At 70.8% G+C, this 15,198-nt stretch carries 13 protein-coding genes; 7 read left to right on the top strand and 6 right to left on the bottom strand.

What is annotated here, in order from left to right:
* Nucleotides 1–239: 239 nt before the first annotated feature.
* The 4 genes from ABH925_RS29465 to ABH925_RS29450 form a co-directional block, all read right to left on the bottom strand.
* Entirely contained in the window at nt 240–1,373 is a 1,134-nt protein-coding gene (locus tag ABH925_RS29465) for a glycerate kinase (protein ID WP_370152771.1), read from the bottom strand.
* Nucleotides 1,374–1,591: 218 nt separating this feature from the next.
* Complete coding sequence (gcl, locus tag ABH925_RS29460; protein ID WP_370152769.1) at nt 1,592–3,373, bottom strand: glyoxylate carboligase; 1,782 nt, start codon at nt 3,371–3,373, stop codon at nt 1,592–1,594.
* A 28-nt stretch (nt 3,374–3,401) separates the two neighbouring features.
* On the bottom strand, nt 3,402–4,289 hold the full coding sequence (locus tag ABH925_RS29455; RefSeq protein WP_370152767.1) for a 2-hydroxy-3-oxopropionate reductase: 888 nt from the start codon (nt 4,287–4,289) through the stop codon (nt 3,402–3,404).
* Nucleotides 4,290–4,407: 118 nt separating this feature from the next.
* Entirely contained in the window at nt 4,408–5,277 is an 870-nt protein-coding gene (locus tag ABH925_RS29450) for a TIM barrel protein (RefSeq protein ID WP_370152765.1), read from the bottom strand.
* Between the two features lie 160 nt (nt 5,278–5,437).
* Between ABH925_RS29450 and ABH925_RS29445 the strand changes: the two genes are divergently transcribed.
* From ABH925_RS29445 to ABH925_RS29420, 6 genes are all read left to right on the top strand, one after another.
* The gene (locus tag ABH925_RS29445) at nt 5,438–5,716 is read left to right on the top strand and encodes a thiamine-binding protein (protein WP_370152763.1); all 279 of its coding nucleotides are present in this window, start codon (nt 5,438–5,440) and stop codon (nt 5,714–5,716) included.
* Complete coding sequence (locus tag ABH925_RS29440) at nt 5,713–6,093, top strand: helix-turn-helix domain-containing protein (protein ID WP_370152761.1); 381 nt, start codon at nt 5,713–5,715, stop codon at nt 6,091–6,093. Before ABH925_RS29445 ends, ABH925_RS29440 begins: the two co-directional genes overlap by 4 nt.
* A 115-nt stretch (nt 6,094–6,208) precedes the next feature.
* Nucleotides 6,209–6,724, top strand: coding sequence for a 2-oxo-4-hydroxy-4-carboxy-5-ureidoimidazoline decarboxylase (gene uraD, locus ABH925_RS29435; RefSeq protein WP_370152760.1), 516 nt, complete (start codon nt 6,209–6,211; stop codon nt 6,722–6,724).
* A 57-nt stretch (nt 6,725–6,781) separates the two neighbouring features.
* Nucleotides 6,782–7,099, top strand: coding sequence for a hydroxyisourate hydrolase (gene uraH / locus ABH925_RS29430; protein WP_370152757.1), 318 nt, complete (start codon nt 6,782–6,784; stop codon nt 7,097–7,099).
* Nucleotides 7,100–7,106: 7 nt separating this feature from the next.
* Nucleotides 7,107–8,015, top strand: a complete 909-nt coding sequence (gene pucL, locus ABH925_RS29425; protein ID WP_370152755.1) for a factor-independent urate hydroxylase — start codon at nt 7,107–7,109, stop codon at nt 8,013–8,015.
* A 159-nt stretch (nt 8,016–8,174) separates the two neighbouring features.
* Nucleotides 8,175–9,557: an 8-oxoguanine deaminase gene (locus ABH925_RS29420; protein ID WP_370152753.1), complete on the top strand. Its 1,383-nt coding sequence runs from the start codon at nt 8,175–8,177 to the stop codon at nt 9,555–9,557.
* 724 nt (nt 9,558–10,281) lie between these two features.
* Here the strand turns inward: ABH925_RS29420 and ABH925_RS29415 are convergent.
* A complete protein-coding gene (locus tag ABH925_RS29415; protein WP_370152751.1) occupies nt 10,282–12,033 on the bottom strand; it encodes an alpha-galactosidase in 1,752 nt (583 codons plus the stop codon).
* Nucleotides 12,034–12,225: 192 nt separating this feature from the next.
* Here ABH925_RS29415 and ABH925_RS29410 point away from each other — a divergent pair, with 192 nt between their 5' ends.
* The gene (locus ABH925_RS29410) at nt 12,226–13,179 is read left to right on the top strand and encodes a zinc-binding alcohol dehydrogenase family protein (protein ID WP_370152750.1); all 954 of its coding nucleotides are present in this window, start codon (nt 12,226–12,228) and stop codon (nt 13,177–13,179) included.
* A 146-nt stretch (nt 13,180–13,325) separates the two neighbouring features.
* On the opposite strand, the gene ABH925_RS29405 is transcribed toward ABH925_RS29410, so the two are convergent.
* Nucleotides 13,326–14,645, bottom strand: coding sequence for a DUF222 domain-containing protein (locus ABH925_RS29405; protein WP_370152749.1), 1,320 nt, complete (start codon nt 14,643–14,645; stop codon nt 13,326–13,328).
* Between the last annotated feature and the right edge of the window lie 553 nt (nt 14,646–15,198).

Here is a 15,198-nt window from a genome sequence, read left to right as displayed (position 1 = left end):
CCGGGCTGGATCGGCGGGGCGGCTGCGGCCTCCCCGTCAAGGTGGCGAGTAGTGCAGGCACGGCGCGTTGCGGCTGGGAAAGCCGCAGGTGGGTGCCGTGCGACCGGAACAGCCAGGTGGTTTCAGGTAGGGCGAGCCTACGACCGCCTTCAACAAAACGTCAATGTTCTGATCGTCGGATCGTAGGCCTGTGTTCAGACGGCAGTGCTGCGGTCCGCGGCCAGTGGCAAGCGGCCCGGTTACAAGAACTCCGCGGCGAGCCGCTCCCCCGCGAGCTCGGCGAGTTCCGCCGCGCGGGTGATGCTGTCGCCCGGGGCGCCGTCCTGCGGCAGCAGGTCGCCGAGGGCGTAGGCGGCGGCGAAGCCGGCCTCGCGCCAGGCGGGCTCGTCCAGGTCGATGCGGCCGGCCACGGCCGCCACGGGAACCCCCGCCCCCGTAGCGGCCGCAGCGACCCCGGCGGGGGCCTTGCCGTGCAGTGTCTGCACGTCGAGGCATCCCTCGCCGGTAACGACCAGACGGGCTCCCCGCACCGCCTGGTCGAAACTCAGGAGATCGAGCAGCAGCTCGATCCCGGGCCGAAGCTTGGCGCCCAGCATGGCCAGCGCGCCGAAGCCCAGTCCGCCGGCCGCGCCGGCGCCGGGCGTCTCGCGCAGGTCGGTGCCGGTCAGCGCGGCGACGGCGTCGGCCCAGACGCCCAGCGCCCGGTCCAGCTCGGCCACGTCGGCGGGCGTCGCGCCCTTCTGCGGTCCGTAGACCGCGGGCGCGCCGCGCTCGCCCAGCAGCGGGTTGTCCACGTCGCTGGCGATCACCACCTCGACCCCGGCCAGGGTGTCCGCGAGCGGCCCCGGGTCGAGGGAGTGCAGTCGGCTCAGGGCGGCACCACCGGGCGGCAGCTCGGCGCCGGCGGCGTCGCGCAGTGTCACGCCGAGGGCCTGGACCATGCCGGCGCCGCCGTCGGTGCAGGCCACGCCGCCGAGACCGAGCACGATCCGGGTGCAGCCGAGCTCCAGGGCGCGGGCGATCAGCTGGCCGGTGCCGTAGCTGCCGGCCGCGAGCGGCGCCGGGACGCCGCCCGGCAGCAGCTGCAGGCCGCTGGCCTGGGCCGCCTCGATGACCGCGGTGCGGTCCAGCACCGCGAGGGCCGCCTGCACCGGCTCGCCGGTGGGGCCGCTCACGGTGACCTCCTCGCGCCGGTAACCGGCCGCGAGCGCCGCCAGCACCGTGCCCTCCCCTCCGTCCGCGACCGGCAGCAGCCGGACCTCGGTACCGGGCGCGGCGCGGCGGATGCCGGCGGCGATCCGCTCGGCGGCCTCGGCGGCGGTGAGACTGCCCTTGAACTTGTCGGGGGCGATGACCACATGTCCGGTCGTCATCCGCTGCGGCGTCATGGGCGTCCTCACGATCGATGGTTGGAACAGTTCCTCCCGGCGGCGCGGGCACGACCGGATGGATCCCATTCTGGGACAGGTCACGCCGCCGGGAGGAAGCTCTGGTTCCCTCCCCGTGACCGGGGGCACGACCGGAAGGATCTCCGGCCACGGGGAGAGGTAGGTGGGGGGGTCCCGTCAGAAGGGTGAACAGGACCCCCGGCTCAGGAGAGCGTGTTCAGCAGCGCCGTCGGCGCGTCCGAGGCCTGCTCGGCGACCGGCTCGAACTCGTTGACCGAGTCCAGCCCGGCGCCGCCCATGGAGACGTTGGTGACGCGCTCCAGGATGACCTCGACGACCACCGGCACCCGGAACTCCGCGGCCAGCTTCTTGGCCTGCTCGAAGGCGGCGCCCAGCTCGTTCGGGTCGAAGACCCGGATGGCCTTGCAGCCCAGGCCCTCGGCGACCTTGACGTGGTCCACGCCGTAGCCGTTGACCTCGGGAGCGTTGATGTTCTCGAAGGACAGCTGGACGTGGTAGTCCATGTCGAACGCGCGCTGCGCCTGACGGATCAGACCCAGGTAGGCGTTGTTCACCAGGACGTGGATGTAGGGGATGTTGAACTGCGCGCCGACGGCCAGCTCTTCGATCATGAACTGGAAGTCGTAGTCGCCGGAGAGCGCGACGACCGTGCCCTCGGGGTCGGCGGTGGCGACGCCCAGCGCGGCCGGCAGGGTCCAGCCCAGCGGACCGGCCTGGCCGGCGTTGATCCAGTGCCGCGGCCCGTAGACGTGCAGCATCTGCGCGGCCTGGATCTGCGACAGGCCGATGGTCGTGACGTAGCGGGTATCACGGCCGAAGGCCTTGTTCATCTCCTGGTAGACCCGCTGCGGCTTGACCGGGATGTTGTCGAAGTCGGTCTTGCGCAGCAGCCGGCCCTTGCGCTCCTGGCAGCTCTCGGCCCACGCGGAGCGGTCCTTGAGCGCGCCGGCGGCCTTGCGCTCCCGCGCGACCTCGACGAACAGCTCCAGGGCGGCCCTGGCGTCCGAGGCGATGCCCAGGTCCGGCGCGAAGACCCGGCCGATCTGGGTCGGCTCGATGTCGACGTGGACGAAGGTGCGGCCCTCGGTGTACTGGTCCAGGGCGCCGGTGTGGCGGTTGGCCCAGCGGTTGCCGATGCCGAGCACGAAGTCCGACTCCAGCAGCGTCGCGTTGCCGTAGCGGTGCGAGGTCTGCAGGCCGACCATGCCGGCCGTCAGCGCGTGGTCGTCCGGGATCGAGCCCCAGCCCATCAGGGTCGGGACCACCGGGACGCCGGTCAGCTCGGCGAACTCGACCAGCAGCTCGGAGGCGTCGGCGTTGATGACGCCGCCACCGGAGATGATCAGCGGCTTCTCGGCGGCCTGGAGCAGGTCCAGCGCCTTCTCGATCTGCGCCCGGGTCGCCGACGGCTTGTAGACCGGCAGCGGCTCGTACAGGTCGATGTCGAACTCGATCTCGGTCAGCTGGACGTCGATCGGCAGGTCGATCAGCACCGGGCCGGGACGGCCCGAACGCATCAGGTGGAAGGCCTGCTGGAACACGCCGGGGACCTGCGCGGCCTCCAGGACCGTGGTCGCCGCCTTGGTCAGCGGCTTGGCGATGGAGGAGATGTCGACGGCCTGGAAGTCCTCCTTGTGCAGCTTGGCCACCGGCGCCTGGCCGGTGATGCACAGGATCGGGATCGAGTCCGCGGCGGCCGAGTAGAGGCCGGTGATCATGTCGGTGCCGGCCGGGCCGCTGGTGCCGATGCAGACACCGATGTTGCCGGCCTTGGCGCGGGTGTAACCCTCCGCCATGTGCGACGCGCCCTCGACGTGGCGGGCCAGGATGTGGGTCAGCCCGCCGTTGGTCCGCATCGCGGAGTAGAACGGGTTGATCGCCGCACCGGGCAGACCGAAGAGGTGGGTGACGCCCTCACGCTTGAGGATCTCCACCGCGGCCTGAGCGGCTGTCATACGAGCCATTGAGGTCTCCTGCTGCTGTCGGGTGAGGTCAGTTGACGGTGCGGCCGGCGAGGCGCTCGACGCCGCGCAGCAGGGCCGAGTGGTCCAGCGAACCGTCGCCGTTGGCACGGGCCGAGGCGACCAGCTGGGCCACCAGCGAACCGAGCGGCAGCGGGGCCTCGACCGCGCGGGCGGCGGAGGTGACGATGCCCATGTCCTTGTGGTGCAGGTCGATCCGGAAGCCCGGGGCGAACTCGCGGTTGACCATGTTGGCCTTCTTGCGGTTCAGCACGGTGGAGCCGGCCAGGCCGCCCGCGAGGACGTCCAGCGCGGCCTGCAGGTCGACGCCAGCGTTCTCCAGGAACACCACGGCCTCGGCCACGACCTGGATGTTGACGGCCACGATCAGCTGGTTGGCGGCCTTGACGGTCTGGCCGGCGCCGGCCGGGCCGACGTGGATGACCGTGGTGCCCAGCACGTCGAACAGCGGCTTGGCCTCGGCGAAGTCCGCCGCCTCGCCGCCGACCATGATGGAGAGCACGGCCTCCACGGCGCCGGCCTCGCCACCGGAGACGGGGGCGTCCAGGGTGCGGATGCCCTTCTCCTTGGCGGCGGCGGCGACCTTGATCGAGGTCTGCGGGGTGATGCTGCTCATGTCGATGACGAGCGCGCCGGCCCTGGCATTCTCCAGGACGCCACCCTCACCCAGGATGACCTGCTCGACCTGCGGGTCGGCGGGGACCATGGTGATCACGACATCGGCGTCGGCGACTGCCTCGGCGATGCTGGAGGCACCCTTGCCACCGGCCGCGACGAGCTTGTCGATCGCGTCCTGCTGGAGGTTGAAGCCGGTGACGGTGTGGCCGGCCTTGACCAGGTTGGCTGCCATGGGGCTGCCCATGATGCCGAGGCCGATGAACGCGATGCTGCGGGACATGTCGTGCTCCTAATGAGGGTCAGTCAAGTTCAGAGGGGAACCGGTTACTACCTGGGGGCGCGGGGAACTGCGCGCGAAACCACGCACCTGCCCGCAGGCGCTCCTGGACGCCGAGTGACTAGCTGCGGGCGCTGCCGCGCAGGCCCCGCGGAAGCCACCCGAGGGTGTCCACCGAGGCCACGCCGGCTGCCGGCTTGTACTCCAGGCCGATGTAGCCGCCGTATCCCACCGCGTCGAGGCGGCCGAGCAGCGCGGCGAAGTCGAGCTCGCCCGTGCCGGGCTGGTTCCGCTGCGGCGAGTCCGCGATCTGCACGTGGCCGATGCGGTCCGCGTAGGTGTCGATGACCTGGGGCAGATCCTCGCCGTTCCGGGCCAGGTGGTACAGATCGCACAAGAAGTAGGTGTTGCCCAGGCCGGTGGCCTCGTTCACGGCGTCCACCACGGACACCGCGTCCTTGCTGGACAGCAGTCCGTACTGCGGGGCCTCGGGAGCGTTCAGAGCTTCCACCAAGAGGATTCCGCCGATGGCGTGCGTAGCGTGGGCGGCCAGCGCGAGGTTCTCCAGCGCCAGTGCGTCCTGCACCGCGAGGTCCAGGCCCTCGACCCGGTTGCCGTAGAGCGCGTTGAGCGCCTTGCAGCCCAGGGAGTCGGCGAGACCGACGGCCACCGCGATGTTGTCGCGGAACTGCTGGGAGTCCTCCGGGCGGGACAGCAGGCCCTTGGAGCCGGCGGCCATGTTGCCGGCGTCGAAGTTGAGGCCGGTGAGCTGGACGCCGGCGTCGGTGAACGCGCGGCGCAGGGCGTCGAGCTCGCTCTGCGGCGGGGTGGGCCCGTCGAGGGTCCACCAGATCTCGGCGGCGTCGAAGCCGGCCGCTGCCGCCGCCGCGGGGCGCTCCACCAGCGGCAGCTCGGTGAAGAGCGTCGAGAGGTTGACGGTCCAGCGCTGGTCGAGCCAGTTCGGTGCGGCGGCGGTCATGAAGTCACCCATCCAATTCCACAATGCGGAAGCAAGATTCTGCTTGATGGAACTATCGCATGAGGCCTCACCGGACTGTCAAGGCCAACGGCAACAAAATGTTGAAGCTGCCCGAATCTCGCTCTCCAGGCGCCGGGAACCCCCGCTTCGCACCGTCGGATACGCTGCGCCCGTGCGATTGAAGGTGGAGTTCACGACAGAGCCGTTCGCACTCGACGGCTTCCCCGACCATGCGAAGGCCGCCCGGCGCGCGGTGGACGAGGCAGGGCTGACGGTCGACGTCGGCCCCTTCGGCACCAGCGCCGAGGGCGAGGCCGACGACGCCCTGGCCGCGGTCACCCGGCTGCTCAGGGACAGCCTCGCCAGCGGCGCGACCCGGATCTCGGTCCAGGTCAGCACCCTGGACGCGGACGGCACCCCGATAGCGGACCGAGAGGAGCAGTCCGGATGAGCGCCCTGGACCATCCGCTGGCCGAGGCCATCAAGCCGCTGCTGGACGCCGTGGGCGCCACCGCGGTCGCCCCGGGCGAGGCCCGGCCCGACGACGTGGTGCTGGAGTGGGATCAGCAGCCGGCCGTGGCCGTACGGCTGCCCGGCCTGGAGAGCGCGCTGGACCGGCTGCTGGGCGAGGTGCGCCGGCAGTTCGGCGGCGCCGACCTGGCCGTCCTGGACCGCGCCAGCAAGCAGCGGGTCGTCGCCCAGCTGGAGGAACGCGGCGCGTTCACCATCCGGCACGGCGTGGAGACCGTCGCGGCGGCCCTCGGGGTCAGCCGCTTCACCGTGTACAACTACCTCAACCGCCAGCAGGCGGGCGGCAAGGACGCCTGAGCGCCCCCTCGGGGACGTACGGCGGGGACCCGATCCGCAGGTTTGTTCAACAAACTGTTGACGAAGCGGGGAGCGGGACTTAACTTTTGGTGACGCCCTTCTGAGGAGGTCACCCGTGGCCGAGTCCGCCACCTCCCCGCTTTCCCGCCTTGCCCGGCTGAACGGCGCCGCAGACGCCGCACTCGACGCCCAGCTGATCGAGATCTGCAGCAGCCCGACCTGGGCGACGCTGGTCCGTGCCGCCCGCCCCTGGGCGGACGCCGAGGCCCTGCACGCCGCCAACGCCACCGCGATGGCCGCTCTGGACGGGACCGACCTGCACGACGCCATGTCCGGCCACGCGCGCATCGGCAAGCCCAAGACCGACGACGCCACCTCGCAGCGCGAGCAGGCCGGCATCGACGGCGCGGCCGCCGCCCTGCTGGACGAGCTGCACGCCGCCAACGCCGGCTACGAGGCGAAGTTCGGCCACGTCTTCCTGATCTGCGCCACCGGCCGCACCGCGGAGACCATGCTGGCCGCGTTGCGCGAGCGCTTCGACAACGATGCGGCGACCGAGCGCGAGATCGTCCGCGGCGAGCTGCGGAAGATCAACGACATCCGCCTCGACCGGCTTCTGCACGACGTCTGACCACCTACAGCGTCTGACCACGTACAGCGTCCGACCACCTAGAGCTGACGGGTAACCATGACCTCCATCTCCACCCACGTGCTGAACACCAGCACCGGGCGCCCCGCCGAAGGGATCCCGGTCGAGCTGGCGCAGCGCGGCGCCGACGGCGGCTGGTCCGTCCTCGGCGCTTCCGGCACCGACGCCGACGGCCGCTGCAAGGACCTTCCGGTCCCGGCCCTGGCCGAGGGAACGGTGCTGCGCCTGACCTTCACCACCGAGGGCCCGTTCTTCCCCGAGGTCTCCATCGTCTTCGACGTGGACCCGGCCCAGGCCCACTACCACGTACCCCTGCTGCTGAACCCGTTCGGCTACTCCGTCTACCGAGGAAGCTAGATCTCTCATGGCTCACGTGCTTGGACAGAACCAGTACGGCAAGGCGGAGACCCGCGTCGTCCGCATCTACCGTGACACCACGCGTCACGAGATCAAGGACCTCAACGTCTCGGTCGCGCTCTCCGGCGACCTCGACGACGTCCACCTGACCGGCTCCAACGCCCACTGCCTGCCGACCGACACCACCAAGAACACGGTGTACGCGTTCGCCAAGGAGTACGGCATCGAGTCGGCGGAGGCCTTCGGCATCCACCTCGCCCGGCACTTCGTCGACAACAACGAGCCGATCCACCGGGCCCGGATCCGGATCGAGGAGTACACCTGGGACCGCATCCGGACCCCGGACAACTCCGCACGCTTCATAGGGTCCGAGGAGGTCGGGCACTCCTTCGTCCGCAACGGCGGCGAGATCCGTACCGCCGAGATCGTCTACGACGGCACCAGCTTCCAGGTCATCACCGGCCTGAAGGAGCTCACCGTGATGAACTCCACCAACTCGGAGTTCTGGGGCTACATCAAGGACAAGTACACCACCCTCAAGGAGGCGTACGACCGGATCCTGGCCACCCAGGTCACCGCCCGCTGGAAGCACTCCTGGAGCGGCGAGGAGACCCAGCCCAACTGGGAGCGCTCGTACACCCACGTACGCCGGCACCTGCTGGAGGCGTTCGCCGAGACCTACTCCTACTCGCTGCAGCAGACCCTGCACGCGATGGGCACCCGGGTGCTGAACAACCGCGCCGAGGTGGACGAGGTCCGCCTGGAGCTCCCCAACAAGCACCACTTCCTGGTCGACCTGGAGCCCTTCGGTCTCAAGAACAACAACGAGGTCTACTTCGCAGCGGACCGTCCCTATGGTTTGATCGAAGGTACCGTGCACCGCGAGGGCGTCACCCCGGTCATCCCGGTGGCCTGACCCGACAGGTCCGACCCCGAAGCCGTCTGGCCTCGAACAGACACCCCCCAGGGATTCTCCCGCCGTCCCGCCCTGGGCAGCACCATCCGACGGCGGTACCAGAGGGTGCGGCGGCAGGCCGCCGCTGCGCCCACCAGTCGCCGCCGAGGAGTCGAGCGCATGACCACCCTTCCCCCGCCCGCTGACGAGAGAATCGTCATCGAGAACGCCGCCATCGCCACCGTCGACGGCGCGGACAACGAGTACAGCCGCGGCCATGTGGTCATCGCCGGCAACGTGATCGAGTCGGTCGGCGAGGGCCCCGCCCCGCAGTGGCTCCAGGGTGTCACCCGCCGGATCAACGCCGAGGGCCATCTGGTCACCCCCGGCCTGGTCAACACCCACCACCACTTCTACCAGTGGATCACCCGCGGGCTGGCGCAGGACAACATCCTGTTCGACTGGCTGGTGGCGCTCTACCCGACCTGGGCCCGGATCGACGACAAGCTGATCCACGCCGCGGCGCAGGGCTCGGCCGCCGCGCTGCTGAAGTCCGGCTGTACCACCGCCAGCGACCACCACTACGTGTTCCCGAAGGACGGCGGCGACATCCTCGGCGCCGAGATCGAGGCCGTCGAGGAGCTGGGCCTGCGCTTCACCGCGCTGCGCGGCTCGATGGACCGCAGCAAGAAGGACGGCGGCCTGCCGCCGGACCACGCGGTCGAGAACACCGAGGACATCCTGATCGCCTCCGAGGCCGCCGTGGACCGCTACCACGACGCCACCTTCGGCTCCATGCTGCAGATCGCCATCGCGCCCTGCTCGCCGTTCTCGGTCTCCACCGAGCTGATGCGCGAGGCCGCGCTGCTGGCCCGCCGCAAGGGCGTACGGCTGCACACCCACGGCTCGGAGACGGCCGAGGAGGAGCAGTTCTGCAAGGAGCTGTTCGGCATGGGCCCGACCGACTACTTCGAGTCGACCGGCTGGCTCGGCGAGGACGTGTGGATGGCGCACTGCGTCCACATGAACGACTCCGACATCGCCAAGTTCGCCGAGACCGGCACCGGTGTCGCGCACTGCCCGTCCTCCAACGCCCGCCTCGCGGCCGGCATCGCCCGGGTCCCGGACATGCTCAAGGCCGGCGTCCCGGTGGGCCTCGGCGTCGACGGCACCGCCTCCAACGAGTCCGGTGAGCTCGGCACCGAGCTGCGCAACGCGCTGCTGATCAACCGCCTGCACGGCCGCCCGGACGCGCTGACCGCGCGCGGGTCGCTGCGCCTGGGCACCATGGGCGGCGCCCGGGTGCTCGGCCGGCAGAACGAGATCGGCTCCATCGAGGTCGGCAAGCTCGCCGACCTGGCGCTGTGGAAGATCGACGGCATCATGCACTCGTCCATCGCCGACCCGGTCGCGGCGCTGACCCTCGGCGCGCTTCCGCCGCTGTCGCTGCTGCTGGTCAACGGCCGCCCGGTGGTCGAGAACGGCTACCTCACCACGGTGAACGAGGACCGCATCGCGAAGGCCGCGGCCGACGCCGCCAAGGAACTCGCCTCGCGTTCGTAGTCCCTGACGTAGTCCCCCTGAACTCCGGGCGCCACTGGACGGTGTGCCGCCCGGACTCCTCCGCACCCCCGGGTGCGGAGGACCGCTGCCCCGGACCCACGGCGAGGGTCCGGGGCAGCGGCGTGCCCGGACGCGGGTGACGCAGGGTCAAAGACGATGCCGCGACGGCTCAATCGGCCTAACGCAGAGTGATACAGTGCTCACACGGCGCACCACTGGTGCGCCCCCTTCCCAAGGGAACCGTCGGACTCTCCGCCAGGGAGCCCGACGCCTGGGCTTCCTACGGACGCAGCCACCGCTCAAGGCCGCACCCGAGGGAAAGGGGGCGTCCAATGGGGCGTCACCGCAAGGAAGCACCGTCAATCCGGACCCGGCTGCGCATCGCGCTGGCCAGGGCGAGGAGGTGGTTCCGGCGGTGATCAGCGGCCCCTACGAGCACTAGGGGCCGTTGATCGACTACCGCTTTGCGGTTGGGCTCCCGTCTCGGATTCACAGTCCGGGGCGGGGGCCTTCTCCGTTTGCCTCGCGCTAGCGAAGGCGAGGAGGTGGTTCCGGCGGTGATCAGCGGCCCCTATAACCGGTAGGGGCCGTTGATCGACTACCGCCTGCGGTTGGGCTCCCGTCTCGGATTCACAGTCCGGGGCGGGGGCCTTCTCCGTAACTGACGGTACCCCACCGGCAACATCAACCGCCAGACAACACGGCGGGGCGGGGGCGGAGGGGGTCAGCTGACGGTGATCACGTCCAGGTCGGGCGCGTAGGCGGTGTCGTTGTGGAACTTGATGGTATTGACGCCCGCCTGCACGGTGATGGGGATCGTGGTGCTGGCCGGGGTGGAGAAGCTGGTTCCGGTCAGGTTCACCCGGACGTCCGCGCCGCCGTTGACGCTCACCGAGAAGCTGCGGCTGCCGGAGAGCAGATAGGTGATGGTGAGGGTGCGGCTGCCTGCCGACGCCTCGTTGATGCCGTTCACGGTCACGTAGTTGGCCGCGCCGTTGCCGATGTAGCCGACCTTGGCGCCGCCCGAGCAGGCACCGCAGCTGGCGATCCGGGCCGCGCCCGCGATGGTGTTGCCGGCCGCCTCCGCCTCGACCCGTACGCTGCCGCCGCCCGAGGTCGGCGTCGCCCGGATGAGCTGGACCGCCCCCGGGGCCAGGGTCACGCTGTAGGTGCCGCTGATGGTGCCCAGCGAACCGCCCGACCAGACGTCGGTGGCGGTGGCACTGCCACCGATGCCGGCGCTGGACAGCGGAACGCTGACCGTGGTGCTGGAGGTGTCGCTGTAGTTGAACAGGCCGATGATGACGTCGCCGTTGGCCTCGGTCTTGCTGTAGGCCTGCTGGTTACCGTTGCTGACGATACGTGAGGCGTCGACGGCGTCCTGGTCGACCGCGAGCACCCGGGAGTTCTTCAGGTAGCCGAGGTCGGTGGCGTCCAGATTCGTCAGGTCGGTGCCGAGGATCAGCGGGGAGGCGGCCATCGCCCACAGGCTCATCTGCGACTGCCGCTCGGCGGCGGTGAGCCCGTCGTTGCCGCCGTTGCCGACCTCCAGCGAGTCGTAGTCGTTGAAGGCGCCCGGACCGCCGTAGGGCTGCCAGCTCGCGACCTGGGCGAAGCGGGACTGCACGCTCGCCCAGTGGGTCAGCGGATAGCTGCTGCCGCCCGAATCGCAGCTGTAGCACTCGATGTCGCCGCCGGTCCGCCAGCCGTTGGAGTACTGCTTCCAGGTCGCGGCACTGCCGATGGCCAGGCTGTTGGAGAGCTCCAGATGGATCGGCCGCCCGGTCTGCTGCAACGCCTGCGACCAGGCCTGGACGTCGCCGACATCGCTGGCGCCGACCCCGTCGATCTTGACGTAGTCGACCCCCCAGGCGGCGAACTCGTTCGCCCAGGAGTTGACGAAGGCCTGAGCACCGGGCTTGCTGTAGTCGATGCCGACCATGCCCTTGCAGTTGTAGTTCTTCTCCCCGGCCGTGGTGGCGATGTCCTTGGCGTGGTAACCGGTGCCCTGGATCGCGGTGTTCTGGGCGACGGCCTGGGCCGAGATGCCCGGGGTGACGTACAGGCCGAACTTCAGCCCGTCCGCGTGGACATGCGCCGCCACCGCCTGGATGCCGTCGATGGAACCCGAGTTGGGGAACTTGGTGATATCGGTGACCCAACGGCCGTACTGGTCCACGCTGGGCCCCTGACTGCCCGGGCACTGGTACCAGAAGTCGTCGACGTTGACATACGTGAAGCCGGCGGCCGCCAGCCCGCTGCTCTTCATGGCGTCCGCCTGGGCGTCGATCTTCGCGGCGGTGGGGTCGTGCCGGACGAAACTCCAACTGCTCCAGCCCAGTGCGGGCGTGAGCCCGACACCGTTGCTCTCCGCCTGTACCGGGGGTGCGGACAGCAGGGCCGTGGTGACCAGGGCCGCGCCGGCCGCTAAGCCGGCTACCAGCCGTCCGATTCTGGTGGGGGTACCGATGTGCATGGGGGTTCTCCATCCTCTCCGGGGCGGCAGCACTCAACTCCGGAGCAGGCCCCAAGTCAATATCCGTTGCAGAATGAGCGAAACACAGCCGATATTTGTTTGATCACTTGGCTTTCGACCCGCCGCTGCCGCATCGACATACCAGCGGGTATGTTGACTGCAGCAGGTACTACTCACAGGTAAGGAGCTGGCATGCGGGCGATCCAGATCACGGAGTTCGGCGGACCCGAGGTGCTGCACCTGGCGGAGGTCCCCGAACCGGCCCCCCAGCCGGGGCAGCTGCTGATCGAGGTGGCCGCCGCCGGGGTCAACTACGCGGACACCCACTCCGTCGAGGACTCCTACCTCTCCCGGAGCTCGCTGCCGATGGTCCCGGGCGGCGAGGTCGTCGGCCGGACCCCGGACGGGCGCCGGGTGGTCGCGCTCACCGCCACCGGCGGCTACGCCGAGCGGGCCGTGGCCTGGGAGAACATGGCGCTGGACGTCCCGGACGGGGTGTCCGACGGCGCGGCGCTGGCACTCGTCGTGCAGGGCCTCACGGCCTGGCACCTGCTCCGCACGTCCGCGCGGATCGCCCCCGGGGAGACAGTGGTCGTCCACGCGGCCGCCGGTGGCACCGGCTCACTGGCGGTCCAGCTCGCCAAGCACTTCGGCGCGGGGCGGGTGATCGCCACCGCCTCCACCAAGGAGAAGCGCGACCTGGCCCTGGAGCTGGGCGCCGACGTCGCGGTGGAGGCCGAGGCGGAAGGCCTCAGGGACCGGCTGATCGCGGCGAACGGCGGCAAGCCCGTCGACGTCGTGCTGGAGATGACCGGCGGCCCGGTCTTCGACGCCTCACTCGCCGCGCTGGCCCCGTTCGGACGGCTGGTCACCTACGGCATGGCGTCGCGTACGGAGCCCAAGCCGGTCACCGCCGCCAACCTGATGGCGCACTCCAGTGCCGTCGTCGGCTTCTGGCTGATGCACTGCGTGGGCAAGCCGGCCCTGCACGCCGAGCCGATGGCCGAGCTGTTCCGGCTCACCGCGAACGGCGAGCTGCGCCCGCAGGTCGGCGAGGCCTACCCGATGTCCGAGGCCACCCGCGCCCACGAGGACCTCCGCGCCCGCCGCACCACCGGCAAGCTCATCCTCGACCCCACCCGCTGAGCCCCGCCCCCGGGCGACCGGACATTGTCCGTCCGGTCGTCCGGGATGCCGACCCCGACCCTCGAAACGCCCGTGACGCCCTCGTTGTCGAACACAACAGATCCCCGTCCAACTACGGTGCCATGCCGCGACGTCGACGGGCGCGTTCAGTGGGGGTGGCGGGTGTTGGGGGGTGGGGACATGTCGGGTGGAGGGACGGCATGGGGGGTGCCGTTGCGCATCTGGAGTTCCCAGCCGGTCTGGTGCAGGTCGGTGTGGTGTTCGCCGCAGAGCAGGGCGAGGTTGTCCAGGCTGGTGTCGCCGCCGTCGGCCCAGTGGACCAGGTGGTGGGCCTCGCACCAGGTCGGGGGCCGGGTGCAGCCGGGCCACACGCAGTGCCGGTCGCGGGCGACGACCGCATCGCGCAGGTGCGCGGGCACGGTCCGGGTGGCGCGGCCGATGGACACCGGCCGGTCCTGACCCCGGGTCAGGATCACCCGCAGCCGGCAGTCACACGCCTCCTTGCGCAGCTGCCCCGACGCCAGCGGGTAGCCACGGGTGGTGGCCGCCGAGGCCACCGGGCGCAGCAGTCCCGCCAGCAGGTTCCCGGGCCGGGCCTCACCCGTGTCCGTGTCTGCGTGGGTGTTCTCGTTTGGGGTGAGGGTGGGGTGGGTGGGGCAGTTGGGTGCGAGGGTGTCGAGGTCGGCGATCAGGGTCAGCTGGGGGCGCTGGCCGCCGGTGGTGGGCAGGGTGTCCGACCGCAGGGCCAGGTCCGCGACGGTGGCCAGGGCGTCGCCCATGCGCTGGGCGTGGCTGCGCGGGTCGCCGTCGGCCGGGGCGGCGGTGGCGGCCTCCAGCGCGATCCGCAGCCGCTCACCGGCCAGCGGCGACAGCTCCCCGGACAGCACCCAGAACGGATCGTCCGAGGTCCCGGTGGGCGACAGCTTCACCCAGGACTGGAACGCCGCCGGCGCCTCCGTCTGGGCAGGCTGAGCGTCGGTGACCAGGTGGGCGTGGATCTGCTTCGCGGCCTGACGCACATGCGCCAGGTGCAGCTTCGGGGCCTGCTCCACCATCAACGTCTCAGCCTGCCCACGCGCCGTGTCATCCTGGATCGGGGCCAGCTCACGGGCCAGGATCTCCACCTGATCACACGACAGCTCCCCACGCGCCTGCGCCGCACGCACCCCGGGCAGCCGGTCCAGCTCCCGCGCCAACGTCACCATCCGCCCGGCCCGCCCCTCGGCCAACTGCCCATGGGTACGCAGGAACCCCTTGGTCGACCGGCACCGCACCACACCCGCCCCACCCGTGCGGTCGAACACCGCCAGGCGACGCGACTGCTCCGCTGCCAGCATCTCCCCCAGCCGCTGCAACGCCAGCACCTGCTCCGCCAACTCCCGCGCCCCGGCATCCTGCAACTGCCGCTCGTCCTGCCCCGCCAGCCCGGCCAGCAGCGCGTGCACGGCCGAGGGCAGGGTCCGCAACGGATCAGCGAACCGCGCCTGCCGCGAGGACCACGGCGTACCCACAATGTGCCGGGCACCGTCCGCGTCACGCGGCAGGCCCAACCAGCCCGACGACCAGTCAGCCGACGAATCCCCGGGCCCGGCCGCAGACCCGGCCGGTGGTGTGAGCGTATGGGGAGACCGAGCCTGCGACCCGAACGTGACCACCGACGGGGAGACCACCCCACCCATGGACGCATCGCCGTCACCACACTCGCCCCCGAACAACGAGGCGTCCATAGAACAATTATGTCACCCCCTCCACTCCCCAACCAAGCCCGAACCATCACCCACACGAGTGAAAAACCCCAGCTCAGACCAGGTGACCCGCCTGTCGGGGCTTCCGGGGAAGCAGCCGGTGATACAGGTCTCCGGTGACGGCGGACAGTTCTCCGCAGGAGGGGTGGCGGGGGGGGGGGGGGGGGGGGGGGCGCCCCCCGGGGGGGGCGGGGCCCCCCCCCGGGGGGGGGGGCCCCCCGGGGCACGCGCGGGCTCCCGGGGGGGGGTGGGATGGCGGACAAGCCCCGGGCGG

This window comes from Streptacidiphilus sp. EB129 (assembly GCF_041262645.1).
GTDB lineage: Bacteria > Actinomycetota > Actinomycetes > Streptomycetales > Streptomycetaceae > Streptacidiphilus.
This window is presented reverse-complemented; position numbering and strand designations above follow the sequence as displayed.